The organism is uncultured Marinococcus sp. (assembly GCF_947493875.1).
Classification (GTDB): domain Bacteria; phylum Bacillota; class Bacilli; order Bacillales; family Marinococcaceae; genus Marinococcus.
Genome location: NZ_CANLSU010000001.1, coordinates 204,686 through 230,037 on the forward strand (window position 1 = coordinate 204,686; position 25,352 = coordinate 230,037).

A 25,352-nucleotide genomic window follows, 5' to 3' on the forward strand; every position below is an offset into this window, starting at 1 on the left:
GATGTTTGAAAAGATGAGAGAGAGGAAAAGCATCTTTACATTCTTTCAGGCTAAATCAGAAAGTAATTGTGGAAAGGGTGACAATCGTCATGGCAAAAAACGTATTAATGGTTGTAACAAGTCATTCCAAAGTGAACAATGAAGCAAAAACAGGCCTGTGGCTTTCCGAATTTGCGGAAGCATATATTGAATTTCAAAACAAAGGCTATAATGTAACTATCGCAAGTGTAGACGGCGGAAAGCCGCCGATTGATGAAGGAAGCGTGCAGCAGGAAACGCGCCAGGAAATTCTGGATGCAGAAAAATACCTCGATGAGACAGTACAGGTGGATACCGTTTCTGCTTCAGATTTTGATGCCATTTTCATTCCTGGAGGACACGGCGCAATGTTTGATTTGCCGGAAAGTCAAAAAGTCCAGGAACTGATCCGTGAATTTTATGAAGCGGACAAATACGTGGCCTCTGTCTGCCACGGCCCGGCGGCACTGGTTAACGTTACTCTTTCAAACGGGGAGCCGCTTGTTTCCGGTAAGCGGGTGAACGCTTTTACGGATTCTGAAGAAGAAGATACCGGCCTCACAGCACACATGCCGTTTCTGCTTGAAAGCCGTCTTCGTGAGCTTGGAGCCGAATTCGTTACGGCACCAAACTGGAGTGAGCACGTGGAATCCGATGGTTTCCTGATCACCGGACAAAATCCGCAGTCGACAGAAGCTGTAGCCAAAGAATTCGTTCAAAAACTGGGCAGCTAAAGCTGGCTGAAAAAAAGAAAGTCCCGGCTTTCCAACGAAGCGTTGGAGGCCGGGACTTTTTTGCAGAAAAGACCGTGCGGCTGCCGCACGGTCTCATTTGTTGGATTAATATAATTTTCCGCGAATATGAAGCATTGTACAGAGTGAGGTGATGGAATGAATATAGCAGTTCTGGCGGAGAGCAAAAGGATCGCCGAAAAACTCGGGAAGCACGCGGTCCATCGTTTCTTTCATTTTATCGTACAAAATCTTTGTGACCTGCTCTTCAGAATAATACAGTGTCTCCCGCCCCTGCAGCCATTCGGAATAGGATACGATAACGCCGCCGGCGTTGGCAAGGATGTCAGGGATAATGACAACACCCTGTTCGGCCAAAATGGCATCGGCCTCGGATGTAATAGGGGCATTGGCCCCTTCAATAAGAATAGAGGCTTTAATATCCTGCACATTATCTTTATGAACGACTCCGCCGAGAGCGGCGAAAAATAGAGCGTCTACATCGAGGGAGAGAATATCGTCACGGTCCCGTATATCGGCACTAATGCCAATATCATGAATCTCCGCTTCCGTAGTGGGAAGATCCCCGTTATGATCGTTGGAGAAATCAAGAAGAGCAGGAATGTCGAGACCGTCTTCATTGTACAGCGTGACATTCTGGTCGCTTACAGAAACCACCTTCGTATCGAGATAATCACAGTTATACGCCTGTATTGCAGTAATTGATCCTACATTTCCGAAGCCCTGAACAGCTATGGAAAGCGGCCGGCCATAGAATTCAAGCGCAGTTTTGAAAAATTTATTTTCCGATGTCTGGAATTCATCGCGCCGGTTTTTCAGAAAGTCATGGAGCAGGTAGCGTAACGTAAAGTAAACACCTTTTCCGGTGGCTTCTCTTCTGCCAAGAGAGCCGCTATTTTTTACGCTTTTGCCGGTAAAGCTTCCACGGTACGGGATACCGGGGTTAATATTTTTGTATTCAGCCATCATCCAGTCCATTTCTCTGGCACTCGTTCCGGCGTCCGGGGCAGGAATATCCTTATCCGGCCCGATCACATCGTTAAAGTACTGGACGTATTTTTTGCATACGAGGTTTAATTCTTTTTTGCTGAATTCCTTTGGGTTAATGCTGATGCCGCCTTTGCCACCGCCAAACGGGACGTCATGGAGAGCATTTTTAATGGTCATCAGAGAAGCAAGGGAAGAGACCTCATCTTCATTTACGCTCTCATGAAAGCGCACGCCGCCTTTATAAGGCCCCATGGTGTCGTTGTGCTGCACCCGGTACGCGGGCACGCGTACTACTTCGCCGTTTTGAAGGGGAACACGGAGAAACGATTTGTGTACATGGTTGGGAGTGGAAAGGATGGAAATAAGAGAGGAAAAGGCTGTTTCGCGCTCCTGTCCTTCATAGTCGGGCAGGAAAGTCTTATCCTGCATCAATGCATCGAGCGATTCCTGAATAATCTTTGTCGCTTTATCTGACATATTATGTCCTCCTTAAGGTATTTGTACCTATGTAAGTAGTTCTAGTAAAGGATACCACTTTTCAGAACACTGCAAACGGATTCGGGAAAATTGTCATTAAAAAATTGTAGCCTTTGAGCGGATAAGTTGCGTTTGAAAAAACGATGCGTGCATACTAATTTTTGTATACTGCTTATATTATGTGCACGAGAAAGGAAGTCGTAATAATGACAGAGGAAACATCCAATCAGCAGGCGGCAGCTCCTTTATTTGAGCCCTTTCAAATAAAAGATCTGCATCTTGAAAACAGAACAGTAATGGCCCCGATGACAAGAGGGTTTTCCCCGGGCGGCATACCAAACGAAGACGTTGTCGCCTATTACCGGCGCCGGGCTGAAAATAATGTGGGACTGATTGTTACGGAAGGGACCGGCATCAATCATCCTGCCAGCGTGGAAGACCCGGGAGTGCCGGCATTTTACGGCGAAAAAGCCCTGGAAGGATGGGGAAAGGTTGTAGAGGCAGTGCATGAAGCGGGAGGAAAAATCATTCCCCAGCTATGGCACGTGGGCATGACCCGGCCGGTTGGAGCAGAGCCGAACTCTGAGGCTATGCCAATTGGGCCCTCCGGTTTAGCTTTAAGCGGCGAAGCAGTATCTACGCCGCTGACAGAGAAGGAAATCGATGAACTGGTACAGGCTTATGCAGACGCTGCGGCTGCGGCGAAGCGTATTGGCTTTGACGGCATTGAAATCCACGGTGCCCACGGATATTTAATTGACCAGTTTTTCTGGGAGCAGACCAATAAGCGTACAGATCAGTACGGCGGGAACTTTGTCGAACGGACCAGGTTTGCCGTGGAGGTAATCGAAGCCTGCCGCCGGGCTGTAGGCGAAGATTTCCCTATTTTCTTCCGGTTTTCGCAGTGGAAAATGTCTGATTTTGAAGCGAAGCTTGCAGCCACGGCAGACGAACTGTCCCAGTTTCTGGAGCCGCTGTCTGAAGCAGGTGTAGACGTCTTCCACTGCTCCACCCGCCGCTTCTGGGAGCCGGAATTTGAAGGTTCTTCATTGAATCTTGCAGGCTGGACGAAATATTTAACCGGCAAGCCTTCTGTTACGGTAGGGTCTGTAGGGTTGAACGGCGTTTTTACAAGCTTCGATAAAGCAGAAAATGATGATATCCAGGAATTAGTCAACCGGCTCGAAAATGATGAATTTGACCTGGTTGCAGTGGGCCGTCCGCTGTTAACGGATCCGGCCTGGGCGAAAAAGATGCAGGAGGGCAGAACGGAAGATCTGGTTCCGTTTACCAAAGACGCATTAAGTGAGCTGTATTAAGTCCGATTGTCTGTGAATCATGAACTCTCCGGCCGATGCCGGGGAGTTTTTTTATATTGGATGTGTGAATGATGACGGTGAGGGAAAAGAGGAAGAGTGTTCTAATACATATTTAGTCAGGAGAAATAAATGAAAAAAACGAACACCGCAGCAGGAACCTCTGTTTTAAACAATCCACAAAATATCGTTTCGCTAGTATGCGTACTTATTGTACTTGCACTTTCTTTCATTTCTTACCAGGTATCGGGCTGGCAGTATGTCATTCTGCTCTGGATTGGCTTTTTTCTTGGCTTTTCCCTTTTTCACGCCCGCTTCGGCTTCTCGGCCGTTTACCGGCAGATTATTGAAAAGGGCAATACTGAAATGCTCCGGGCTCATATGCTGATGCTCATTCTCGTATCGACTTTTTCAGCTGCTATTTTTATTATCAGTCCAGCTTTATTTGGCACCGTCCCTATTCCAGCGCTCTCTGCTGTGAGCATCGGATTGATAGCCGGTGCTTTCATATTCGGTTTTGGTATGGAAATAGGCAGCGGTCTTGCCCCCTCCTCATTCTATGAAGCAGAGGGCGGCAGAACCGCTTTGATTTGCACATTGGCCGGTTTTACGGCGGGGGCAGTGGGAGGGGCTGCCCATTTTGGCTTTTGGAACACCTCCCTTCCTTCGTTTGATCCAGTATCGCTGGCGGTGGATACAGGAATCGGTTACATATGGGCCTGGGTCATTCAAATGGTTTTTCTCGGATTAGTTGCTTTTGGCTCGTATGTGCATAAAAAACGAACAAGGCCTCCGGCACTTCCGCCGCTGCCTTCGGCTGCAAGCTGGAGCCGGATAATTTTTGGCTCCTGGCCCCTATGGGTCGGTGCTGTTATCCTGGCCGTATTAAATGCGCTCATTTTTCTCGTGCAGGGAGAGCCGTGGAAGCTGACAGCTTCCTTTTCTCTATGGGGCTCAAAGATAGCCATGGCTCTTGGAATGGATGTGAGCGGCTGGACATACTGGTTTGAACAGGGCCAGTTTGTTGCCCTTCATCAATCGGTACTGATGGATTCCATGAGCATTATTAATTTCGGTGTGATTTCCGGCACTGTAGTCACTTTAGCGATGAACCGCCAGCTCCGGTTTTCGGGCATCCCCCTGCGGGTTGCTTTAATCGCCCTGATTGGGGGAGGGCTGATGGGATACGGGGCCAGTATTTCATTTGGTGCCAATATTGGTGCGTATTTCAGCGGTATCGCCTCCTTTAGTCTGCACGCGTGGATATGGCTTGTCATGGCTGTACTTGGTGTGTATACGGCCTATTACCTCAGCAGTCAACTGCCTTTGTACCGGTACAGAGAAGGCAGAAGAGCCGATAAATAAAAAATGCCTCCCAGGACGTTGTCTGCCTGGGAGGCATTGTTATCATTTCTTATTCACTAGGGGAAACCATTTTCGCTGGATCGACAATTAATTCAAACTCTTCTTCATTCAGCATGCCGCTTTCAAGCACGGCTTCCTTCAGCGTCTGTCCGTTAGCATGGGCCGATTTGGCAATTTTCGCCGCATTTTCGTACCCGATATGCGGATTCAGTGCAGTGACGAGCATTAGGGAATTTCGCAGGTGAGCGTCAATGCGTTCCTGATTTTCTTCAATACCGACCGCACATTTATCATTAAAGGAAACGAGCGCATCAGCAAGAAGGTAGCTTGACTGCAGGAAATTGTAAACAATAACCGGCTTAAACACGTTGAGTTCAAAGTTGCCCTGACTGGCAGCAAAACCGATTGTGGCGTCGTTACCCATTACCTGTGCTGCAACCATTGTCAATGCTTCGCTCTGGGTCGGATTCACTTTACCAGGCATAATGGAGCTTCCCGGTTCATTTGCCGGGATGGAAATTTCGCCGATACCGCAGCGGGGACCGCTTGCAAGCCAGCGTACGTCATTTGCAATTTTCATGGCATCTGCTGCCAGTGCTTTTAATGCTCCATGCGCGTAAGAAATTTCGTCATGGCTGGTGAGAGCGTGAAATTTATTTGGGGCAGAACGGAATTCCTTCCCGGTGTAGGAGCTGATTTCTTCAGCTACGTATTCCCCGAATCTTGGGTGGGCGTTAATGCCTGTCCCAACAGCTGTTCCGCCGATCGCAAGGTCCTTCACATGATCGATGCTTTCTGTAATCATTTCAGCGGAACGCTCGAGCATCCGGTGCCAGCCACTGACCTCCTGGCCAAGCGTAAGCGGAGTAGCATCCTGAAGATGCGTGCGGCCGATTTTAATGACATCTTCAAACGCATTCATTTTATTCTCCAGAGTTGCACGAAGTGCTTCCACGGCAGGGAGAAGCTGATCCTCTACTTTTTGCACAGCGGCTACGTGCATCGCCGTTGGAAAGGTATCGTTTGAGCTCTGGGAGCGGTTGACGTCGTCGTTTGGATGCACGCTTTCGGAGGATCCTTTTTCTTCGAGCAGCTGGGAAGCGCGGCGGGCCACTACTTCGTTCATGTTCATATTCGACTGGGTACCGCTTCCGGTCTGCCAGACAACGAGTGGAAAGTGGTCATCGAGTTTTCCGGAAAGAACCTCGTCACAGGCTTCAACGATGGCGTCGGCCTTTTCCGCTTCAAGCTTATCCAGGCGTTTGTTTGCAAGAGCCGCAGAGCGTTTTAAAATGGCAAACGCATATACGACATCGATCGGCATAGTTTCCTGGCCGATTTTAAAGTTTTCCAGGCTGCGCTGGGTCTGGGCACCCCAATGCTTGTCCTTCGGTACATGCATGTCTCCAAGTGTATCTTTTTCTACGCGATAGTCCATCGATAGGTCGACCTCCTACTAGTATCAATAAGGTAATTAGAGTAAGCACTCTTTCTCTAGATTAAAGAACATTCGAAAAAAAAGAAAGGCATTTCAAACGAGAAATACTAATTTCATATTACAGATGTCAGGCAAAAAAAATAAATGCTGAGTGAACATTAGTTCTGCTATAATTTTTACGAAAAGGGGGCAGCTTATATGTGGTATTCACTCGAAGTCCCGTCCGGGGATAATGAAGCGTGGAGCCTGCGGCTCTATGAACATGACATTTATACTTTCTATATTGATGAAGCCATACAGACAATGAAGGACGAAGACGGATATACATATGAATTCAGCAGCGGGGAAAAAAGCAGACTGTATGTCTACGTAGAAAATGCGTCTAAAGATGAATTAGGCCGAATGCTTGAGGTGCACGCTCACGATTTGCACGAATGGGAGCCGCCGGAATGGACAGAATCTTCCTATGATAACGTCAAACTGACGAACGGATGGAAGCTTGTGTATCCACCGTTTCCGAAAAAACAGGAGGAACGGGAGCTGTGGCTTGATCCGCAGGGCGCATTTGGCACAGGCATCCACGAAACAACAAGAGATGCTCTTGAATGTATCGTCGCCCGGGCGGAAGGGACGAAGGCAGCAGACATTGGTGCAGGAAGTGGAGTGCTGTCGATTGCCCTTGCAAAAAAAGGCTTGGATGTAACTGCTTATGACGTGGAGCCGGTAACTAGGGAAATAGAGCAGCAGGCAGCGTTAAACGGTGTGGAAAATCAAATTCAGGTGTGCGAACAGAACGTAGTTGATACGGTCTTTCCGTATGAGGCATACGATTTAGCGGTTATCAATATCGGGGCAGATATTGCGCTGCGCTGGCTTGAACGCGCTGATTCTATAGAAGCGCTTCCCCGGGTCATTATCATATCCGGGCTGGTGGACTGGTCGGTGGAACGTGTGAAAAAAGCATTCGGGGATAACAATTATGAGGATGTTTGGCACAAACAGACGAATGAATGGCACACTATATTATTTCAAAGGAGAGTCTGAGAATGACAAAGCCACATGTTTTTGTTACAAGACCAATGCCTCACTGGCTGACAGAAAAGCTCGAACAGGAAGTTGTGCTGGACGTGTGGGATAAAAACGAAGCGGTTCCCGAGGAGGAGTTAGTCCGGAGAACAGCGGAAGCAGATGGATTGTTCTGTACTGTGTCGGAGCCGGTGACGAGAAACGTTATTGAACAGGCGCCGCGGTTAAAAATAATAGCAACAATGGCAGTTGGATATAATAACATTGATCTGGAAGCGGCAGAGGAAAAGGGGGTTAAGGTGGCCCATACTCCCGGCATACTGACAGAAACGACAGCGGATCTCACTTTTGCTTTAATGATGACCGCAGCACGAAGGCTGCCGGAGGCCATGGACACTATCCGTAAGAATGAATGGGGGTCCTGGGCGCCGTTTGCATTTACAGGACAGGATATTTACGGTGCAACCCTGGGTATTATCGGCATGGGGCGTATTGGAGAAGCGGTGGCTAAAAGGGCTGGTGGTTTTGATATGAACATACTTTATCATAATCGTTCGCGGAAGCGGGAAGCGGAAGAACGGACGGGCGCTGTATACGCGGAGCTGGATGAACTTTTGGAGCAGGCTGACTTTATCTGCGTGCTGGCACCGGCCACCCCGGAAACAGAAAAGCTGATAAACGCGGAAGCTTTTCGTAAAATGAAAAAATCAGCTGTGTTTATTAATACCTCAAGAGGCACGACTGTAGATGAGGAAGCGCTTGTGGATGCGCTTCGGGAAGGAGAGATTTTCAGCGCCGGTCTTGATGTGTTTGAAAATGAACCTATCGGTGCAGACCATCCTCTCCTCAGCCTGTCCAATGTTGTGGCGCTCCCGCATATCGGCAGCGCCAGCGAAAAAACGCGCCGGGAGATGGCGGATATGACTGCAGATCATATTTTACAGGGGCTCCAGGGGCTTCCACTCACGCATGAAGTGCCCGGAAAATAAAAAGCAACCCGCGAGCCTGAAACGGGCTGGCGGGTTGCTTTAGTTGTGTTATGACTTGTTCCAGGTAGCTGTACCATTTTTTTCTTCCTTCATTCGCTTGCGGAAGCGAACTGTTTCCGCGGTGATGACTCCGGAAAGCCCCAGGAGGGCGATCAGGTTTGGAGCTGCCATCAGGCCGTTCATCGTGTCTGCAAGTGACCAGACAATTCCGAACTGAACCACAGCGCCAAAGAATACAGCGATAACGAAAACGACGCGGTAGGCAAAAACAGCCCTATACGTTTTGAAAAGGTAATAAATACAGCGTTCTCCGTAGTAGGACCAGCCCAGAATAGTAGAATAGGCGAAGAAAATGAGTCCTACAGAAACAATAATGCTTCCTGCAGGTCCCAGGAAGTGTTCAAATGTGGCGGCAGTCAGCGGAGCTCCGTCTAAATCACCGCTTACAAAGCTTTGGCCCATCACAAGAGAAATACCGGTAATGGAGCAAATAATGATCGTATCAATAAAAACCTGAGTCATGGAGACGAGAGCCTGCCGCCCCGGGTAATCGGTACGCGCAGCAGCTGCCGCAATTGGGGCGGAGCCAAGTCCTGCTTCGTTGGAGAAAACACCGCGTGCCACTCCGTACTGAATCACAACCCCAACGGCTCCGCCGGCTGCGGCCTGGCCGGTGAATGCATCGGAAACGATGGAGCCGACTGCGGCCGGAACGAGATCCAAATTGCCAAAAATAACAATCAGGCCACCGACCACATAAAAGACAGCCATAACCGGAACAATAAATGAAACGACCCGGCCAATCGATTTGATGCCGCCAAGAATCACAACCCCGGTTAAAATACTGAGCGCAATACCGGTGATCCAGGTAGGCACATTCCAGTTGGAGTCCAGCACATCGGCAACAGAGTTGGATTGGACAGTGTTGCCGATCCCAAATGCGGCAATTGCAGCAAATACGGCAAACAGGACGGCCAGCCATTTCCATCCGAGCCCTTTTTCTATGTAGTACATCGGTCCGCCGGCCATGCGGCCGCGTTCATCCTGAACCCGGTACTTCACAGCCAGAATAGCTTCCCCGTATTTTGTAGCCATTCCAAATAGTGCACTGATCCACATCCAGAAGACAGCACCCGGGCCGCCGATCACCACAGCTGTAGCAACGCCTGCGATGTTACCAGTCCCGACAGTCGCAGCCAGAGCGGTCATCAGCGATTGAAAGTGGGAGATGTCCCCCTCTGATTTTTTGTCCTGCTTGGAAAAGGCAAGCTTTAAGGCATAAGGAAGAGTAGAAAATTGCAAAAACCCTAAACGAACTGTTAAAAAGATACCTGTCCCCAAAATAAGAATTAAAAATGGAGGGCCCCACACAATGCCGCTGATGGTGGTAAGTAATTCTTCAAGGCTGTTCATAAAACCTGACATATGTAACAACTCCTTTCCATAATGTAACTGTACATAAGATGTTATAAAGACGTGAACAGTTTGTTAGAAAAGTTTACTATAAAAATAATAAATTGGGTACATGTTTTGTAAAAATTATGAAAATTTCCAGGGGAGAAAAACAGTAATTTCTTTAAAAGATTTAGAATATGATGTTTTAGGGAGAAAAGATTCGGGCATTCGTATAGGTAGACGTAATCGGATGAAGGAGGACTAGACAATGAAAAAAGTAAAAGTAGATGAAGTTTTTACAGAGGAGAAAGAACAGCTCCGTTATACAGATGGTGAATTAGAGGTCCGTGATGATAACGGAGAAGATTGGGAAGTGAAGCTGTACGGAGTCGAAAATCAGCGTTTCTTCACAGATGCCCTGAAAAATAACGAAAAGAAGCATTTAACATTTGAAACTGATAAAGGAAGCATGTACGGCCTCGTGTCCGTAGAAGCACTGGACAATGCCGGCGTGGCTAACGAAGACGTAGTAACGCTTGTAGGCACCGGACCGTTAAACGGTTTTTCATAAGACGGAAAATAATTAAGAGTGAATAGCGGTGCAGGTGATACAGCCTGGATCGTTATTTTTAACTTAAAGAGGCAATCACTTAAAATATTAAAGCATAAAGCAGGCAGCCGGTTTAATGGCTGCCTGCTTTATGTACATATTACGAACCGCTGCACGGGAGCTTGACCGGCGGATAGCCCTGCTCGCCTCTTCGCACCACAGCGTAGCCGGTGACGGTAAAACCATTTTTAAGCAGCAGCCGGGTGCTTAGATTTCTTGAAACCTTATCAGGAGCAACGAGAAACACTTCTTTTTTCGGAACGGTCTGTAAATGTCGTTTTAGATACGGATACGGAAGAGCAAACGCTCCGCGTACCGGGTTGCGGTCTGATTCCTGGTATTCGCGGACGTCCAGAATGTGGACACCGGTCTCCTGAATTTGAGGAAGGGAAGAACAAGGAACGCGTAAAACGGGCATCCAGCGTTTAAATGCCGGTATCATAACGAGAACAATAACAACTATGGTAATACTAAGCCAAAAAAGCATCAACGCACTCCTCATTCCTTTCTTATAGCGATTCATATTCTATATTTTTTTACGAACAGATTCAAGAACTTTGCTTACGCTGCTTTTACACTTACCCCTTTATAGATCACCTATAACAATTTCATGCTATTAATTATTCTTAGGAAATTCAAGCATATTGGTTTCAGGGGGAAGTAATTTTTGATAAGGTTAATACAGAAAGTAGGAGGTGAAGCTTCCATGCCAGAAACAGAAGAAAAAAGAGAATTGGAAGAACGAGTTTGGGCGGAACTGGAAAATGTAATTGATCCGGAGCTCGGTATTGATATCGTAAACCTGGGCCTTGTGTATACAGTAACAGTTGATGACGACAGACAGGCGAATATCGAAATGACCCTGACTGCAATGGGCTGCCCACTTGCAGGTACAATCGTTAACGATATTAATTTCGCCATGAATGATCTGAAGGAATACGGAGAAATCAGCGAAGTGGACGTGGATATTGTTTGGAATCCACCTTGGAGCAAAGACAAAATGTCCCGTTACGCAAAGATCGCTTTAGGTATTCCGGATTGATGAAAGGGAAGCCGGTTGGAGCAATCCAGCCGGCTTCTTTTTATTCTGCAATTATTTTCACTAATCAGAAAAAATAAAATTTTCGGTTGAAATATACTGGAAAATGGTTTATTATGTAAACATACTCAAAGGAGGCATTATTGTTTTGACAAACAGTCAACTGAACACAACTGAAATGATCGACAAAGGGATGCAGCAGTCTCACAGCATGAGCGTAGAGGAATCGGTTCGCACGATTGAAAACATCATGCAGGTCGAAGCAGCACGTCAGCAGGACTATGAAGACAATAAGATTGAAAATTTATAAGTAATGAAAAGCGCGGCCCCCTAAAGGCCGCGCTTTTTGACGTTTATATGCTCTCCTGGCCCGTTAAAATAACCGGGCCTTCTTCTGTGATCGCGATAGTGTGCTCGTACTGGGCGGAATACCCTCCGTCCCGGGTGGTGGCGGTCCACCCGTTGGAGGTCATTTTGCTCTGCCAGCCGCCGGTGTTGACCATTGGCTCGATCGTAATAACGTGGCCCGGTTTTAAGCGGCCGCCTTTGCCCGGGGCGCCGAAATGAGGAATCTGTGGATCTTCGTGGAGGGTGGGCCCGATGCCGTGTCCGGTAAAGTCCCGGACGACCGAAAATCCCTCTTTTTCGACATATGTTTGAATCGCGTGTCCGATATCACCAATCCGGTTGCCCGCTTTGGCCTGTTCAATACCTTTATATAAAGATGATTCTGTAACCTCCATCAGCCGTTCGAGTTCACTGCTTACGTCACCAACGGCATAGGTCCAGGCAGAATCCGCCAGAGCCCCGTTTAAATTCACTACCATATCAATTGTAACGAGATCACCATTTTCAAGAGGACGGGCTCTTGGAAAGCCGTGACAGATTTCATCATTTACGGAGGCACAGGTTGCGTATTTGTATCCTTGAAAGCCTTTTTGTTCAGGAGTGGCACCGCGCTCTGCCAGAAATTTTTCAGCAAAATCGTCAATTTGTTTCGTGGTGACACCGGGTTTGACCATTTTGGCGATTTCTTTATGACAGGCAGCAAGAATTTTCCCCGCTTCGTGCATAAGTTCAATCTCTCGTTCTGTCTTTAACGTTACCATCGTCTGTCTCCTTTTATTCAGTATCAAATACTATTGTAAAACATTCGTTTAAGAAATGCATTGTTTGATGATTTCCTTTATAATTGCAGAATTGCACGATAGAAATGGGGGAAATCATGAAGCAACAGAAATGGTACGTACAGATCAGGGACAAGTTTTGGTTCGTTCCGGGCTGCTACGGCATTCTTAGTTTGATTATAGTAATAGGAACTTCTATTATGGACCAGCAGCTCCTGCGTCCTGTTTATAACAATGTCCCTTCTATGCTGCTCGTAGAAAATAACACTGCTACTTCCCTGTACAGTGCATTAGTAACGGCGTTGCTGACACTGACCACCATCAGCTTTTCTTCGATAATGGTCGTTCTGACAACGTATGCGACACAGTTTACGCCAAGAGCCCTTCAGGATTTTATGAAAAGCCCGACGACGCAGCATACGCTTGGCGTGTTTACATTTGGGGTGCTGTTTACCCTGGTAAATATGCTGCTCTTTTCAAGCGAGGGTAACAACCAAATTTTGATGCCGATGCTGACAGTTCTTGTGGCGCTTGGCTGTCTTGCTTTTTTTATAATCTTCATTTATCACTCCACCCAGTGGCTGCAGGTGAATCATTTAATTAGCAACATACGGGCCGATGCTTCTAAGGTGATTCGGGATGCATACACATATTCCGGCGTGAACAGCTTCAGCGAATGGAGCGATGATTTCCGGAATGACGAAGAAACCATTGTTCATGCCGAACGGTCAGGGTATACCAATATGGTGAAAATGCCTGAACTGATTGAATGGGCCCGACAGCAGGAAGCCGTCGTTGAATGCTTGTTTCAGGTGGGAGACTATGTTCATCAGGGAGAGCCTTTATTTCGCTATTGGTCAAAGCATAGTTTATCCCCGAAAATATTACGGAATTTTTTATTAGTGGGCGAGGAGAGAAGCAATGTTCAGGACATAGAATTTTCCATGCAGAAAATTGTAGAAATAGCGCTGCGGGCCATTTCCCCGGCGATCAACGATCCGCATACAGCAGCCAACTGTATAAACCGTATTGGCGCGCTGCTTTCTGAACTCAGCTATGAGCACAAAAACGATCAATACTTTGCCGACAATCAGGATGAACTGCGGTTATTTATGCCTGTAAAGCCCTTTAGAGAATATTTATATAAAAGCTTTTACCAGCTCAGGCTTTACGGCCGTGAAGATATTTCGGTAATGGCGGCCTGCATGGAAGCACTGACGATGCTTGTGAAGACAGGAGATTCGTCTGTGCTAAAGGAAGTGGAATCATTTTCCCGTTACATGGAGCAGGCGGTCGATGAGGAACAGCTTGCGGACTGGGACAGGGAGTACTGGGAAAAGCGTGTACAGGAAAAGGATACAGCTCTGCATCAGGCACTTACAAAAAGTAAGCAGATAACTTGAAACAGCCAGTAACGTGTGTGTATGATATATAAATGAAGTTCAACACGAAAGGATGAAAGATCAAATGAAAGTAGCAGCTATTGTAGGAAGTATCCGTCAGGAATCCTTTAACGGAAAATTAGTGGAGTACATGCAGGACCGTTACAGCGACATCATGGATATTGATATTTTAGATATCCGCGATCTTCCGCACTATGATCAGGACGAGGAAAGCAATGCTCCGGACTATGTGCAGGAGTACAAGCGTTCTGTACGTGAAGCGGACGCCGTACTTATTGCAACCCCGGAATACAATGGTTCAATTTCCGGCGTGCTTAAAAATGCTCTGGATTGGAATTCCCGGGTCGATTACGACTTTGCCGGCAAACCAACCATGCTGGTGGGAGCTTCTCTTGGCGGTCTGGGCACCGTGAAAGCGCAGATGCATCTGCGCCAGATTTTGAGCGCTCCGGGCATGAGTGCAAAAGTACTTCCCGGAAATGAAGTGCTTATTGGAGCTGTGCATGAAAAAATGGACGAAAACGGAAACTTAACGGACCAGGGCACAATTGATTTTCTCGATAATGTCGTAGCCGAATTTGAACGCTTTTATCAGGAAGCAACGGCTGTAGCCAACCGGGCATAAAAAAATCCCTGCAGAAATATCTGCAGGGATTTTTTTACGCTTTTGGAGCTTCGGTCTGTTCGGTTTGCAGATCTGTTCTGCTCCATCCAATAAACAATAAAGCTGCTGCGCCAAGAACACCGGCGACCAGGTATGGAAGATGGGCTGATAATGAATTACCGATTAATCCCGACATGACCGGTGCAAAAGCAGCGCCAAGCCAGCGAAGGAAATTATATGCTCCAGAAGAAATACTGCGCTCGTAAGGCGAATGCTCCATTACATGGCTGGTAAATAAAGAATTATTCAGGCCGGAAAATAATCCTGAAAGTACGATGAACATAATCATTAATACTGAGGAGGACGCAAAAAACAATCCTAAAAGCGTTAAAATAAAAGCAGAGAGGGTGAACGGCAGTAATTTCACAGGAGTAAACCGCCTCTCAAGCCTTCTCGATAAAACAGCCGAGCCGAAGGCCAGGCATAATCCCCATCCAAAAAAGACGAGACCGATTTGAATAGAAGTTAAAGATAAAATTAAAGGGGAGTAAGCAAGCACGACAAAAAAACCATAATAATAAAACATGCCGGCAAGCGCACCCTTAATGAACGGCCCGTGTGTAAAAAGATGACGAAGCTCCTGCCATCCAGCCGTAGCTTTAGCTTTTTTAGGAGCGGGCGGATGGACGAAAAAGATAACTAAAATAAAAGCGATAAGCATTAAAAGACTTGTACCAAAAAAAGGAGCACGCCAGGATAGATCCCCGAGAAGGCCGCCTACAAGCGGACCGCCGGCGAGGCCCAGGCCAATTGCCGCCTCATACATACCTACCGCTGTTTCCACGCTCCTCGAGAGAGCGATTAACAGGGTCATAGCAGTGGCGAAAAACATAGCGTTGCCAAGCCCCCAGCCGCCGCGAAAAAGGGCCAGTTCAGTAATGCCTCCCGCCACACTGCAAAGCAGGGCGAAGGCTGTAACGATCAAAAGCCCGGCGCTCATCAGCCGTTTATCACCAAACCGGCTCGAAAGGATCCCGGCAGGAATCATCATGCAGGCCATCACTAAAATATAGGACGTAAAAAGCAGCTCCACCTGCCAGTGAGAAGCACCGATAGAAGCCGCGATGGAAGGAAGGACGGGGTCCACGACGCCGATACCCATAAAAGCTAAAAATGTGGCGAAGATCGTAATCCACCGTGCCCTGGTTTGAATATTCATAAAGCAGTCACTTCTCCTTATTGAATGAAGATAATACGTTGTCAGCTTGTTTTTTCAGATTTTCCATTTCCGTTTTAAACGTTGTCATCTGGTTGATTTTTTGGTCGAGCATATCAATCTGGGCCTGAAGGCTATCAGAAATTTGTTTCAAATCCTCGTGCTGCATCGTCGTTTCCTGTACCGACTGGTAGTGGCTATAGACTGTTTTTACCTGCTCTTTCAAATCGAGATACTGCTGCAGCTCCTGAAGAGAAAAACCAAGAACCTCCTTTGCGGTTACTACATTCTGCAGACGTTCAATATCCTGGTCATCGTACACTCTGGTTCCTTTTTCTGTACGCTCTGGTGCTGATATAAGACCAATTTGTTCATAATAACGTATTGCACGTTTCGTTAAGCCTGTGGTTTGAGCGGCTTCTTCAATTTTGTACAGCATGCATCACCCTCCTGATAAGTTTCATGATATAACCTTAACGTTAACGTCATATTTTGTAAAGGCAAAATAGGGCTTTGACTTTCTGAAATAATGTGATACAGTGTAGACAACTTAATAGGGAATCCGCTAGGGGTGCCGGTAACGGCTGAGATAAGGACTATCCTTAATCCCTTTGAACCTGATCTGGTTAAGGCCAGCGTAGGAAAGTGGAGACGGTAGAATACGTCTATATCAGAAGCAGCAGCTTTATAATAGCGGACGTTTATTCGAAGCCACTCCACCAATGGAGTGGCTTTTTTTGCTCCATTGGTCTTTACTGCCCGTAGTGGTTCCCTCCTAATTTAAAGGAGGAAGTAACAATGAAATTTTCAGAGCTTTTATGGCAGGACACAGAGCACATTTTTGAAGCCTGCTGGGAAAACCCATTTGTGCAGGGCATCGGGAAAGGAGATGTCCCAAAAGAAGCTCTTATCCATTACGTGAAGCAGGATTTTGAATACTTAAATGCCATGATCAAGGCAAAAGCAATTGGGATAACAAAATGCACGTCCAGAGAAGACATGATCATGTTTAAAGATACCATTGATTTTGTGTTAAACAGTGAAACGCACCCGCACCATAATTTATGTGCGCAGGCGGGAGTGGCTTATGAAGAATTGCAGGGCTACGCGCTTGCCCCGGCTTCCCAGCATTACGTGCTTCACATGCTGCACCATGCTGAAAAGGGCACACTTGGCGATGTGATTGCGGTAACGCTCGCCTGCCCGTGGGTGTATTTGTATGTGGGGGAAAGGCTGATGAAAGAAGTGAATCCGAACGAGGGCCATCCGTTTAACGACTGGATTCGTTTCTACGGAGACCGGGAGGAACGGGAAATGTACAAATATATTGACCGCCTTGATGAGCTGGCAGAAACAGCCACAGAAGAAGAAAAGCAGCGTTGGCGGACGTTATTTATGGAAGGGTGCCAGCTCGAGTATATGTTTTTTGAGGACGCGTATCATGCAAAAGACTGGCCCTTTGCCAGAACATTAACAGACGGAAAAAAAGCTTAATGATAAACAAACGCTTAAACCTAAGGGATGTCGTCGTTATCTCATTTATTTCAGCTGTTCTTGGTGTCCTTTATCTTCTTTGGGTACTGCTCGGACAAATTGTTACGGGCGTCCTCGGGCCAGTTGGGGGCGGACTGATGGCAGGCTTCTGGATCCTCGCTCCGGTAATATGCGCCTATATCATTCAAAAACCAGGAGCGGCGCTGCTGGCAGAGCTTATTGCGGCTGGCACTGAAGTTATGGCCGGGTCTGTGAGCGCGGGAGCAGTGCTCGTTCTCGGCTTCACGCAGGGGATTGCCGCAGAAATTATTTTTGCCATGTTTTTCTACCGAATCTTTCGTCTGCCGGTATTAATGCTTGCCGGAATGGCAGGGACGTCTGCTGCATTTTTAACCCAGTATATTCTTTATGGATTCAGTCAGTACGCAGGTTCTGTTGTTGTATTTATGCTGGTAACCATGCTTATAAGCGGTGCTCTTTTAGCCGGGTGGGCAGGGAAAAGCTTTACAGACGCCCTGGTAAAAACAGGCGTTCTCGACCGCTTTGCTCTTGGCCGCCAGCGTCGGGAAGGGCAGCAGAGGAACGCTGTATGATTTATGCAGAGAATGTAACCATTGCATATCCTTACGCTGAGCCTTCGGTAGAGGGTTTTTCGGCTGAAATACGTACTGGGGAAAACGTGCTGCTGCTCGGCCCGAGCGGCTCGGGTAAAAGTACGCTGGCACTGACCCTTCAGGGAATTCTTCCGCGCTCAGTAGAGGCAGAAGTGTCTGGTAAATTGAACGTATTCGGAAAAAATCCAGCGGTGAAATGCATTACAGAGGCTGCCAGAGAGGCGGCTCTGTTGTTCCAGGATCCCGATACCCAATTCTGCATGCCGACAGTGCGGGAAGAGCTTGTATTTACGCTTGAGAACCTGCGCGTACCTGCGGAGGATATCGAAGGCCGGATGCTTGAAGCCTTGCAGTTCACAGGCATGCTTTCTTGTATTGACGCCCGTATTGACACGCTTTCCGGAGGGATGAAGCAAAAAATAGCTGTGTCCTGTATAGCTGCTGTGAATCCGGAGATCTGGATTTTGGATGAACCGCTCTCCCAGCTCGATCCGGTAAGCCGTGAAGCAGTGGCCGCACTTCTTGGCCGTATTGCAGAAGATCCTGATAAAACATTAATTTTGATTGAGCATCAGCTAAATGAAGTAATGGATTGGATCAGCAGGGTGATTGTATTGGACCGCTGCGGCCGGGTATCGGCAGACGGAAGCCCGGGCCGTATATTCAGCTCCCACACAGCCGTACTCGAAGCAGAGGGTGTCTGGCTGCCGGAACCAGTAGAAGCCGGAAAGAAGCTGTTGAAACAGCCGGAAACGTCTAAAGCCCTCCTCCCCGTCACTTTACGGGAATGGGAGACGTTTGCAGCGGAATACTCTGCTGCCGATGTTCGCGCCTCTCTGCCGCAGCCGGCAAAGATGTCTGATCCTTCTCTGGAGCCGCCTGTCCTGGAGGTTAAACAGGCCGGGTTTGCTTATGGAACGCAGCCGGTTTTCGAAAACGTTTCTTTTTCCCTTTCCCCTGGAGAAATGGTAGCGCTGGTTGGTGCCAACGGAGCAGGAAAGAGCACACTCGCGCGGGTTCTTACCGGATGGGAGTCTCTTACAAGCGGTGAGGTGTATGTTAACGGACAAAATATTGCCACTCTGAAGCCGCACGAAATTGCCAAAGCCTTCGGAATTGTTTTTCAGCAGCCGGAGCATCAGTTTATAAAGCAAACCGTTGAAGAAGAAATACGCTACGGAATGGAGATAGAGGGACTGAGCGAGGAAAAAATTATTCAGCAGACAAACGAGCTGCTGATTCAATTTCAGCTCGTGCATCTTCGAAAGAGCCATCCATTTCGGCTCAGCCAGGGGGAAAAAAGGCGTCTCTCAGTAGCGGTCATGGTTACGAATAACCAGTCCATTCTGATTTTGGATGAGCCAACGTTTGGGCTCGATAAGCGAAATACTGCTGCCCTGTTTGAAGTGATTGAGCAGTGTCGGCGATGTGGAAAAGCGGTCCTCTGGCTGACCCATGATATGGATCTGGTTTATACAAAAGCCGTACGGATTCTTGCGCTGGCAGAGCGGACAATCACCTATGATGGGGGCGTAGAACCATTTTTTAATGGAAGCATGAATTTGGAAAAAATCGGCGTCCGGCCTCCAGTGGTACAGCTGATGCGCCATGGGGAAACAGGCAGCTATGCTTGAAGAACTTCAAATTAAAAATGCTTTTTTGCAGCGTGTCCACCCTACGCTGAAGCTGAGCAGTCTTTTCGTCGTATTTATCTGTATGATTTTCGTTTATGATATTTGGCGCCCGCTCGCTGTCCTGCTGCTGACAGTTGCTGCCGTTGCATTTCTGGGAAAAATACCGTTAAAGCTGTTGCTTGTGCTCCTGCTTCCATTTGCTCTCTTTGGTTTCAGCTTTGTATGGCTTCAGGTTGTTTTTCCTGAGGAAAGGGGTTCTACGGTTCTTTTTTATATATTCCAAATGCCGGTCGCTCTTGAGAATATCCAGACAGGGGTCTCGCTCGGCTTAAGGACAATGGTATTTGCCTGCTGGTCGCTTCTTTTTGTTCTTACTACGTCTCCCGTGGGTTTAGTGATGAGCCTGATACAAAAATGGCGCATGCCTCCGAGTATCGGCTACGGGATGATGGCGGCTTACCGTTTTCTTCCACAGCTGCGGGAAGAACTGAATGTCATCCGCAGAGCCCGTCAAATCAGAGGGATGGGCTCGAAGCCCAAAATGAGAGAGTGGAAGGGGATGGCAGTTCCACTGATGGCTGGGGCTGTAAGAAAAGCAGAAAGAACAGCCCTGGCGATGGAATCCAAAGGGTTTGACGGCTCGAGAAAAAGAACGAGGTATGTGCAAATGAATTATAAAAAAACGGACGTCTGGTTTACTGCCGGCTTTATACTGTTTATTACTGTCGTTTTTCTGTTGCCCCTGTCGTAGCAGGGCAGCGGAATTGATTAAAATAACCCCAGGGGCCGTGGGCCTCCGGGGTTAGTCGGGTTGCCGGTTATTTTACTAAAAACTTTTCTTCGATGCGGTCCACATAGCTTTTAATATCTTCAGCAATGTTATCCATTTCATCCACATCGACTTTCATGGTGGGAATATCACCTTTATGTCCGCGTTCACGGAATTGCCCGATCATTTCATCCACAGCTCCGGCGAAGTTTTCATACGCATGATCCCCGGAGCCAAAGATGGAAATCGAAAGGCCGGAAATATCATAGGCGAAAAGGTCTTCCAGAAAGTCTTCTGTTTCTTCAGGAATATCGCCTTCGCCCCACGTATATGTGCCCATAATGAGCAGATCATGCGGAAGGGGATCTTCGTTTGGAAGCCCATCGGCGATCATGTCCATCAGCTCTACTTCGTGCCCGCGGCTGATAAGTTCTTCTTCTGTGTCGATCGCCATATCTTCAGTGTTTCCAGTCATGGTGGAATAGAACAAAAGTATTCGCATATGTCCATTCCTTTCTTATATAGGTTCGTGCTTAAAATACATATTTAGTATACTTATTATATATGCTGCTGCCGGCTTGTGCAATCACCCCGGTAAACGTACGCAAAATATGTTAAAATATATATCGAAAATATATATTAGTATTTTTGTGAAGGGGGAGAAAAAGTGAAACAAATAGGTATTATCGGCGGCCTTGGGCCGGAATCAACGGTAGAATATTATCAATCCATTATTAAAAAATATCAGAAAAAGGAGAACAGTCTTCAGGTGCTTCCGGAATTGTACATCAACAGTATTAATATGTACAACATTTTTAAGTATATTTCGGAAGAACGAATGGATGATCTGATTGAGTATTTGGGCAATGCAGCCCGGAAGCTTGAACTGCTGGATGTCGACGGCATCATTATTGCAGCAAACACGCCGCACCTTGTATTTGAAGAGGTGCAAAAGCAGGTCGAGGTGCCGATGCTAAGCATTGTGGATGCCGCAGTGGAAGCAGCAGAAAATCAAGGCGCCGAAAATATTGGGCTGCTTGGTACAAAATTTACGATGGAGCAGAATTTTTTCAAGAAACCGTTCATAGAAAAAGGGAAAAACATCTATGTGCCAGATGAAAGCACGCAGCAGTATTTACACGAAAAAATCGTCAGCGAGCTTGAAAATGGCATCGTAAACCCTGAAACGAAAAAGGAATTTGAACGGATCACCAGGGAGATGATTGAACAACATAAACTCGATACCGTGATCCTTGGCTGCACGGAACTGCCGATGATTCTTTCTGAAAAAGATTTTTCGATTCCTTTTTTAGATACGATGCAGGTTCACGTAGACAGGATTGTAGACTTTATGTTTGAAGAAAGTAAAGCATAGGGAGGGCGGTAATGGTGATTCAACTGAAAAGAATTTATGAAGAAACAGAGGAAAAAGAAGGGCGCCGGGTATTAGTCGACGGCGTATGGCCGCGGGGAATAGCAAAGGATAAAGCCAAAGTGGATGAATGGGCCAGGGACGTTGCTCCTTCCAAGCAGCTGCGGCAATGGTTTTCCCACGACCCGGAGAAGTTTGACGAATTTAAAGAGAAGTATAAGCAGGAACTCGAGCAAAATACCGAACAGGCTGAAGCTCTCGATCAGTTAAAGCAGACCGTACGTGAACAGAACAAACAGGTGACGCTCGTATTTGCTGCAAAGGAAGAAACATATAATCATGCCCGTGTCTTAAAAGAAATACTTGATCGTCAGCCGAAGGACTCTTAAAGAAGAAGAGGTGAAAACGATGGAGGAGTATCTGGGCCAATGCAGTGATTGCGGCAAAGAAATTTACTGCAGGGACGGGTTTTTAGAAGGGGTTCATGAGAATGGCCGGCTATACTGCTTTGAATGCGCTCAATAAATGTTCAATACTCCGTGTCCAGGTGGGTACGGAGTTATTTTGTATATAAAAGCTGATTGTGAACGTTTAATGAAGTATTTCTAAAAGTATAGATTAAAATATGTATTTATAATACACTTTTTATAGAAGTTAAAAACGTTTTCACTGGAGGAATTCGATGCTTGCACCACAAACGATTGAAACAGTAAAAGCAACAGCCCCAGCTATTCAGGCTAACGCCGCAGCCATTGGCAACCGTTTTTATGAAATGCTATTTGTAAAAGCCCCTGAACTACGGAATATGTTTAACCAGACGAACCAGGAAACAGGTGTCCAGCCGGAAGCCCTTGCCTACTCTGTTTACCAGGCCGGAGCGAATATTGACCGGCTGGAAGAGCTTCGGCCAATGATTGAACGCGTAGCAGAAAAACACCGGGCTCTGGATGTCAGGCCGGAACACTACGGATTAGTAGGGGAAACCCTATTGGAAGCGGTGGAGGAAGTACTCGGAGACGCAGCCACCCCGGAGATCCTGGACGCCTGGGGAGAAGCGTATCATGCGCTTGCTGATATTTTTATTCAAAAAGAAGCAGTGAAGTATGAAGAAGTAGAAGCTGCCCGCGGCGGGTGGACAGGCTACCGTCCGTTTTACGTAGCGGAAAAAGTTCCGGAAAGTGACGTCATCACGTCTTTTTACTTAAAGCCACAGGACGGGGAGGCAATTATACCGCAGCAGCCGGGACAGTATTTGACGCTGCAGGCAGACATTGAGGGTGAGCCCTATACACATATGCGCCACTACAGCCTGTCGGATGCTCCGAATGAAAATTATTACCGGATCAGCGTAAAGCGGGAGGACCCTGAGAACGGAAATCCAGCCGGTATTGTGTCGAATTATCTGCACCGGGACGTAAATGAGGGAGATGTACTGCTGTTCGCAGCACCGGCAGGAGAATTCGTGATGGAAACAGAAAAAATGCCAATTGTATTAATCAGCGGCGGCGTTGGGGTGACTCCGGTAATGAGCATGCTGAATACACTTGTACAGGAAGATACGAAACGAAACGTGACGTTTATTCACGCTGCTGACAGCAGCAAGGTGCATGCCATGAAAGCACGTGTGGAGCAGCTCGCAGATACGTATTCAAATATTGAAGCCTACACCTGTTACTCCGCACCAACGGAGAACGACCGCACGCATAGAATGTTTGATAAAGAAGGATTTATAGACGCAGATTGGCTGGAAACTGTCCTTCCTGAAGAACAGGCAGATTTTTATTTCTGCGGCCCAATACCTTTTATGAAGGTAGTTAATGAAATTTTAAAGGACAGAGGAGTGCCGGCTGAGCGCCGTCATTATGAAGTTTTCGGTCCGGAAAGCACGATTGAATAATTAATACCTCAGAGATAAAACTGATTCAGCTGCGGCATATCTATTTGGATTCTGCCGCAGCTGTTGTGTTCAATTTTCCACCTGGGCAATGCCCCATCATGCATGATCATCCGTTCATTCAAGCATTTATATTAGTCATAAGGGGGAGAGTAATAAATTTATTAGTAAGTAAAGCGTTAAATACTGAAAAACTGCTACTGACGTTCACTGACGCTCACTGGCATCCACTGGCACAGCTTATAGAGCCGGACGCCTTCTAGAGCGCTTTGTTTATTCCAGGTCCAGTCTGGTACGGTTAGGAAGTAGATGAAAGGAAGGATGCTGATTTATGCAGACTTTAAACAATGAAGCTAAAACTAACCAAACAAAAAAGTACAGCCTGATCGACACTGATATTCATGAACGGGTAATGTATGAAGATTTATTTCCATACTTAGAGCAGCCGTGGAGAAGATATATTGAAGATTGCCATTGGCAGCAGGAAAAACATATGCCGTTCACCCAGCCTGCCGTGGCCGGAGTGGACCGGGCCGACGCAAAAACGCCGGACGGTAAACCAGCGGGAACAAGCCTTCCGTTTATGCAGGAGCAGCTGCTTGACGCCAACAATCACGAATTCGGTATTTTAACCGGAGCGCTTGATCCATCCCCGTCTTCGATGCACGGATGGTATGAAATGGCCACAGCTCTCGCCAGTGCTTATAATGACTGGCAGATTAATGAATGGCTAGATAAAGACAGCCGCCTGTATGGCTCCGTTCACATTGCAGCCCAGGAAGTAGCAAACGCGGTGAAAGAAATTGAACGCGTCGGCTCTCACCCAAAAATGATTCAGGTGCTTTTGCCCATCGATGATATCGCGTGGGGCGACCCGTACTATCATCCGATATTTGAAGCCGCCGAGCGCCATGACCTGATGATCGGCATGCATCATAACGAACCGCCGGCTCCGCTCGGAAAATGGCCGAGATACTTTATTGAATGGCACTCCCTGATCGCAACGTCTCATATGGCACAGATCACGAGCATGATTTTTAACGGGGTATTTGAGAAATATCCAAACCTGAAGCTGATGATGATCGAGGGCGGCTTCACATATGTGCCGTTTTTAATGAAGAAACTTGATCAGCAGTTTAAGGATCTTCGCCACGAAGTGCCGTGGGTAACGACGATGCCGAGTGATACTATCAAAAACCGGATGGCGTTTACGACCCAGCCGCTTGAAGAAATGAGCAAAAAAGAATGGAATCTCCTGGTAGAGCAAATGGGGACCGATGAAATTATCTGCTTTAGTACGGACTATCCACACTGGGATTACGATTCTCCGGACGAAGCTGTGCCAAAAGCACTTGAAGAAGACGTGCTTAAGCGGATCTATGGTGAAAACGCCAGAAAATTCTATCCGAAGCTGCCGGCCCGGGGTGATGTCTGATGGCAGCCGTTATCTGCAGGGAAGAGGAATTGGAAGAACAGGAAATGATCCCGGGAAGCGTCGATAATATTCCGGTTTTTGTGTGCAGGACATCCGAGGGGGAAGTCCGGGCGTTTATCGACCGGTGCCCCCACCAGGGAGCCTGCATGTCGAAGGGGAAAATTGACGGTGCTCCAATGAGTACAGCACCCGGGGAGTATTCCTTTGAGCATGAAGGCGACATTGTCCGGTGCCCTTGGCACGGAAGAGAATACAATCTGCGGGAAAGCGGAAAGCCGCTTGCGCCGGTCAAAGGTAAACTAAAAGAGTTTTCCGCTTATGTGGAAGACAGCTATGTATATGTAGAATTAAAGAGAGGCTCGTAAGCCTCTCTTT

At 47.3% G+C, this 25,352-nt stretch carries 27 protein-coding genes and 1 riboswitch; of the genes, 19 read left to right on the top strand and 8 right to left on the bottom strand.

Annotated elements, in window-relative coordinates; genetic code table 11:
* The first annotated feature begins 89 nt into the window (after positions 1–89).
* Positions 90–752: a type 1 glutamine amidotransferase domain-containing protein gene (locus Q0757_RS01005; RefSeq protein ID WP_298783810.1), complete on the top strand. Its 663-nt coding sequence runs from the start codon at positions 90–92 to the stop codon at positions 750–752.
* Positions 753–857: 105 nt separating this feature from the next.
* On the opposite strand, the gene Q0757_RS01010 is transcribed toward Q0757_RS01005, so the two are convergent.
* Positions 858–2,237: a Glu/Leu/Phe/Val dehydrogenase gene (locus Q0757_RS01010; RefSeq protein ID WP_298783812.1), complete on the bottom strand. Its 1,380-nt coding sequence runs from the start codon at positions 2,235–2,237 to the stop codon at positions 858–860.
* A gap of 206 nt (positions 2,238–2,443) precedes the next feature.
* On the opposite strand from Q0757_RS01010, the gene Q0757_RS01015 reads away from it, so the two are divergent.
* Positions 2,444–3,556: an NADH:flavin oxidoreductase gene (locus tag Q0757_RS01015; RefSeq protein WP_298783815.1), complete on the top strand. Its 1,113-nt coding sequence runs from the start codon at positions 2,444–2,446 to the stop codon at positions 3,554–3,556.
* A 129-nt stretch (positions 3,557–3,685) separates the two neighbouring features.
* On the top strand, positions 3,686–4,918 hold the full coding sequence (locus Q0757_RS01020) for a YeeE/YedE family protein (RefSeq protein ID WP_298783817.1): 1,233 nt from the start codon (positions 3,686–3,688) through the stop codon (positions 4,916–4,918).
* Positions 4,919–4,967: 49 nt separating this feature from the next.
* Here Q0757_RS01020 and fumC read toward each other — a convergent pair whose 3' ends face one another.
* Entirely contained in the window at positions 4,968–6,356 is a 1,389-nt protein-coding gene (fumC, locus tag Q0757_RS01025; RefSeq protein ID WP_298783819.1) for a class II fumarate hydratase, read from the bottom strand.
* A 198-nt stretch (positions 6,357–6,554) separates the two neighbouring features.
* On the opposite strand from fumC, the gene Q0757_RS01030 reads away from it, so the two are divergent.
* Together Q0757_RS01030 and Q0757_RS01035 are read left to right on the top strand one after the other, a co-directional pair.
* A complete protein-coding gene (locus tag Q0757_RS01030) occupies positions 6,555–7,400 on the top strand; it encodes a 50S ribosomal protein L11 methyltransferase (RefSeq protein WP_298783820.1) in 846 nt (281 codons plus the stop codon).
* Between the two features lie 2 nt (positions 7,401–7,402).
* On the top strand, positions 7,403–8,371 hold the full coding sequence (locus Q0757_RS01035; protein WP_298783822.1) for a D-glycerate dehydrogenase: 969 nt from the start codon (positions 7,403–7,405) through the stop codon (positions 8,369–8,371).
* Between the two features lie 48 nt (positions 8,372–8,419).
* Here Q0757_RS01035 and Q0757_RS01040 read toward each other — a convergent pair whose 3' ends face one another.
* Positions 8,420–9,796 carry a sodium:alanine symporter family protein gene (locus Q0757_RS01040; protein WP_298783824.1) on the bottom strand — a complete coding sequence of 459 codons (1,377 nt, stop codon included), beginning with the start codon at positions 9,794–9,796 and terminating at the stop codon, positions 8,420–8,422.
* 238 nt (positions 9,797–10,034) lie between these two features.
* On the opposite strand from Q0757_RS01040, the gene Q0757_RS01045 reads away from it, so the two are divergent.
* The gene (locus Q0757_RS01045; protein WP_298783826.1) at positions 10,035–10,337 is read left to right on the top strand and encodes a hypothetical protein; all 303 of its coding nucleotides are present in this window, start codon (positions 10,035–10,037) and stop codon (positions 10,335–10,337) included.
* 139 nt (positions 10,338–10,476) lie between these two features.
* On the opposite strand, the gene Q0757_RS01050 is transcribed toward Q0757_RS01045, so the two are convergent.
* Positions 10,477–10,863, bottom strand: coding sequence for a sulfurtransferase (locus tag Q0757_RS01050; protein ID WP_298783827.1), 387 nt, complete (start codon positions 10,861–10,863; stop codon positions 10,477–10,479).
* 219 nt (positions 10,864–11,082) lie between these two features.
* Between Q0757_RS01050 and Q0757_RS01055 the strand changes: the two genes are divergently transcribed.
* Together Q0757_RS01055 and Q0757_RS01060 are read left to right on the top strand one after the other, a co-directional pair.
* Positions 11,083–11,418 (top strand): metal-sulfur cluster assembly factor, encoded by a 336-nt coding sequence (locus tag Q0757_RS01055; RefSeq protein WP_022794038.1) that lies wholly within the window; start codon positions 11,083–11,085, stop codon positions 11,416–11,418.
* Positions 11,419–11,563: 145 nt separating this feature from the next.
* Entirely contained in the window at positions 11,564–11,725 is a 162-nt protein-coding gene (locus Q0757_RS01060) for a hypothetical protein (RefSeq protein WP_176967731.1), read from the top strand.
* 43 nt (positions 11,726–11,768) lie between these two features.
* Here the strand turns inward: Q0757_RS01060 and map are convergent, their stop codons facing one another.
* Positions 11,769–12,524 (bottom strand): type I methionyl aminopeptidase, encoded by a 756-nt coding sequence (gene map, locus Q0757_RS01065; protein ID WP_298783836.1) that lies wholly within the window; start codon positions 12,522–12,524, stop codon positions 11,769–11,771.
* 116 nt (positions 12,525–12,640) lie between these two features.
* Here map and Q0757_RS01070 point away from each other — a divergent pair, with 116 nt between their 5' ends.
* Together Q0757_RS01070 and Q0757_RS01075 are read left to right on the top strand one after the other, a co-directional pair.
* Positions 12,641–13,945, top strand: coding sequence for a DUF2254 domain-containing protein (locus tag Q0757_RS01070; RefSeq protein WP_298783838.1), 1,305 nt, complete (start codon positions 12,641–12,643; stop codon positions 13,943–13,945).
* 64 nt (positions 13,946–14,009) lie between these two features.
* Positions 14,010–14,570 carry an NADPH-dependent FMN reductase gene (locus tag Q0757_RS01075; protein ID WP_298783840.1) on the top strand — a complete coding sequence of 187 codons (561 nt, stop codon included), beginning with the start codon at positions 14,010–14,012 and terminating at the stop codon, positions 14,568–14,570.
* A 34-nt stretch (positions 14,571–14,604) separates the two neighbouring features.
* Here the strand turns inward: Q0757_RS01075 and Q0757_RS01080 are convergent, their stop codons facing one another.
* Positions 14,605–15,768: an MFS transporter gene (locus tag Q0757_RS01080; protein ID WP_079475932.1), complete on the bottom strand. Its 1,164-nt coding sequence runs from the start codon at positions 15,766–15,768 to the stop codon at positions 14,605–14,607.
* 7 nt (positions 15,769–15,775) lie between these two features.
* A complete protein-coding gene (locus Q0757_RS01085; RefSeq protein ID WP_298783848.1) occupies positions 15,776–16,204 on the bottom strand; it encodes a MerR family transcriptional regulator in 429 nt (142 codons plus the stop codon).
* A 118-nt stretch (positions 16,205–16,322) separates the two neighbouring features.
* Positions 16,323–16,426: riboswitch (TPP riboswitch) on the top strand.
* A 137-nt stretch (positions 16,427–16,563) separates the two neighbouring features.
* On the opposite strand from Q0757_RS01085, the gene tenA reads away from it, so the two are divergent.
* From tenA to Q0757_RS01105, 4 genes are read left to right on the top strand one after another with little or no spacing between them, the layout of a single operon-like run.
* Positions 16,564–17,259, top strand: a complete 696-nt coding sequence (gene tenA, locus Q0757_RS01090) for a thiaminase II (protein ID WP_298783851.1) — start codon at positions 16,564–16,566, stop codon at positions 17,257–17,259.
* A complete protein-coding gene (locus Q0757_RS01095; protein WP_298783853.1) occupies positions 17,259–17,852 on the top strand; it encodes an ECF transporter S component in 594 nt (197 codons plus the stop codon). The genes tenA and Q0757_RS01095 overlap by 1 nt, the downstream gene beginning before the upstream one ends.
* The gene (locus tag Q0757_RS01100) at positions 17,849–19,507 is read left to right on the top strand and encodes an ABC transporter ATP-binding protein (protein WP_298783854.1); all 1,659 of its coding nucleotides are present in this window, start codon (positions 17,849–17,851) and stop codon (positions 19,505–19,507) included. Before Q0757_RS01095 ends, Q0757_RS01100 begins: the two co-directional genes overlap by 4 nt.
* On the top strand, positions 19,482–20,258 hold the full coding sequence (locus Q0757_RS01105) for an energy-coupling factor transporter transmembrane protein EcfT (RefSeq protein ID WP_298783856.1): 777 nt from the start codon (positions 19,482–19,484) through the stop codon (positions 20,256–20,258). Before Q0757_RS01100 ends, Q0757_RS01105 begins: the two co-directional genes overlap by 26 nt.
* Before the next feature lie 67 nt (positions 20,259–20,325).
* On the opposite strand, the gene Q0757_RS01110 is transcribed toward Q0757_RS01105, so the two are convergent.
* Positions 20,326–20,778: a flavodoxin domain-containing protein gene (locus Q0757_RS01110; protein ID WP_022794029.1), complete on the bottom strand. Its 453-nt coding sequence runs from the start codon at positions 20,776–20,778 to the stop codon at positions 20,326–20,328.
* A 165-nt stretch (positions 20,779–20,943) separates the two neighbouring features.
* Between Q0757_RS01110 and Q0757_RS01115 the strand changes: the two genes are divergently transcribed.
* From Q0757_RS01115 to Q0757_RS01135, 5 genes are all read left to right on the top strand, one after another.
* Positions 20,944–21,651, top strand: a complete 708-nt coding sequence (locus tag Q0757_RS01115; protein ID WP_022794028.1) for an aspartate/glutamate racemase family protein — start codon at positions 20,944–20,946, stop codon at positions 21,649–21,651.
* 11 nt (positions 21,652–21,662) lie between these two features.
* Positions 21,663–22,037 carry a DUF488 domain-containing protein gene (locus Q0757_RS01120; RefSeq protein WP_022794027.1) on the top strand — a complete coding sequence of 125 codons (375 nt, stop codon included), beginning with the start codon at positions 21,663–21,665 and terminating at the stop codon, positions 22,035–22,037.
* Between the two features lie 293 nt (positions 22,038–22,330).
* On the top strand, positions 22,331–23,545 hold the full coding sequence (gene hmpA, locus Q0757_RS01125; RefSeq protein WP_022794026.1) for an NO-inducible flavohemoprotein: 1,215 nt from the start codon (positions 22,331–22,333) through the stop codon (positions 23,543–23,545).
* 328 nt (positions 23,546–23,873) lie between these two features.
* Positions 23,874–24,977 (top strand): amidohydrolase family protein, encoded by a 1,104-nt coding sequence (locus tag Q0757_RS01130; RefSeq protein WP_298783869.1) that lies wholly within the window; start codon positions 23,874–23,876, stop codon positions 24,975–24,977.
* Complete coding sequence (locus Q0757_RS01135; protein WP_298783870.1) at positions 24,977–25,342, top strand: Rieske 2Fe-2S domain-containing protein; 366 nt, start codon at positions 24,977–24,979, stop codon at positions 25,340–25,342. The genes Q0757_RS01130 and Q0757_RS01135 overlap by 1 nt, the downstream gene beginning before the upstream one ends.
* Positions 25,343–25,352: the final 10 nt, after the last annotated feature.

Excerpts from the sequence above, each read along its gene's own strand:
- Q0757_RS01005 (WP_298783810.1), top strand. The coding sequence starts at position 90 with ATGGCAAAAAACGTATTAATGGTTGTAACAAGTCATTCCAAAGTGAAC.
- Q0757_RS01010 (WP_298783812.1), bottom strand. The coding sequence starts at position 2,237 with ATGTCAGATAAAGCGACAAAGATTATTCAGGAATCGCTCGATGCATTG.
- Q0757_RS01015 (WP_298783815.1), top strand. The coding sequence starts at position 2,444 with ATGACAGAGGAAACATCCAATCAGCAGGCGGCAGCTCCTTTATTTGAG.
- Q0757_RS01020 (WP_298783817.1), top strand. The coding sequence starts at position 3,686 with ATGAAAAAAACGAACACCGCAGCAGGAACCTCTGTTTTAAACAATCCA.
- fumC (WP_298783819.1), bottom strand. The coding sequence starts at position 6,356 with ATGGACTATCGCGTAGAAAAAGATACACTTGGAGACATGCATGTACCG.
- Q0757_RS01030 (WP_298783820.1), top strand. The coding sequence starts at position 6,555 with ATGTGGTATTCACTCGAAGTCCCGTCCGGGGATAATGAAGCGTGGAGC.
- Q0757_RS01035 (WP_298783822.1), top strand. The coding sequence starts at position 7,403 with ATGACAAAGCCACATGTTTTTGTTACAAGACCAATGCCTCACTGGCTG.
- Q0757_RS01040 (WP_298783824.1), bottom strand. The coding sequence starts at position 9,796 with ATGTCAGGTTTTATGAACAGCCTTGAAGAATTACTTACCACCATCAGC.
- Q0757_RS01045 (WP_298783826.1), top strand. The coding sequence starts at position 10,035 with ATGAAAAAAGTAAAAGTAGATGAAGTTTTTACAGAGGAGAAAGAACAG.
- Q0757_RS01050 (WP_298783827.1), bottom strand. The coding sequence starts at position 10,863 with ATGCTTTTTTGGCTTAGTATTACCATAGTTGTTATTGTTCTCGTTATG.
- Q0757_RS01055 (WP_022794038.1), top strand. The coding sequence starts at position 11,083 with ATGCCAGAAACAGAAGAAAAAAGAGAATTGGAAGAACGAGTTTGGGCG.
- map (WP_298783836.1), bottom strand. The coding sequence starts at position 12,524 with ATGGTAACGTTAAAGACAGAACGAGAGATTGAACTTATGCACGAAGCG.
- Q0757_RS01070 (WP_298783838.1), top strand. The coding sequence starts at position 12,641 with ATGAAGCAACAGAAATGGTACGTACAGATCAGGGACAAGTTTTGGTTC.
- Q0757_RS01075 (WP_298783840.1), top strand. The coding sequence starts at position 14,010 with ATGAAAGTAGCAGCTATTGTAGGAAGTATCCGTCAGGAATCCTTTAAC.
- Q0757_RS01080 (WP_079475932.1), bottom strand. The coding sequence starts at position 15,768 with ATGAATATTCAAACCAGGGCACGGTGGATTACGATCTTCGCCACATTT.
- Q0757_RS01085 (WP_298783848.1), bottom strand. The coding sequence starts at position 16,204 with ATGCTGTACAAAATTGAAGAAGCCGCTCAAACCACAGGCTTAACGAAA.
- tenA (WP_298783851.1), top strand. The coding sequence starts at position 16,564 with ATGAAATTTTCAGAGCTTTTATGGCAGGACACAGAGCACATTTTTGAA.
- Q0757_RS01095 (WP_298783853.1), top strand. The coding sequence starts at position 17,259 with ATGATAAACAAACGCTTAAACCTAAGGGATGTCGTCGTTATCTCATTT.
- Q0757_RS01100 (WP_298783854.1), top strand. The coding sequence starts at position 17,849 with ATGATTTATGCAGAGAATGTAACCATTGCATATCCTTACGCTGAGCCT.
- Q0757_RS01105 (WP_298783856.1), top strand. The coding sequence starts at position 19,482 with ATGGGGAAACAGGCAGCTATGCTTGAAGAACTTCAAATTAAAAATGCT.
- Q0757_RS01110 (WP_022794029.1), bottom strand. The coding sequence starts at position 20,778 with ATGCGAATACTTTTGTTCTATTCCACCATGACTGGAAACACTGAAGAT.
- Q0757_RS01120 (WP_022794027.1), top strand. The coding sequence starts at position 21,663 with ATGGTGATTCAACTGAAAAGAATTTATGAAGAAACAGAGGAAAAAGAA.
- hmpA (WP_022794026.1), top strand. The coding sequence starts at position 22,331 with ATGCTTGCACCACAAACGATTGAAACAGTAAAAGCAACAGCCCCAGCT.
- Q0757_RS01130 (WP_298783869.1), top strand. The coding sequence starts at position 23,874 with ATGCAGACTTTAAACAATGAAGCTAAAACTAACCAAACAAAAAAGTAC.
- Q0757_RS01135 (WP_298783870.1), top strand. The coding sequence starts at position 24,977 with ATGGCAGCCGTTATCTGCAGGGAAGAGGAATTGGAAGAACAGGAAATG.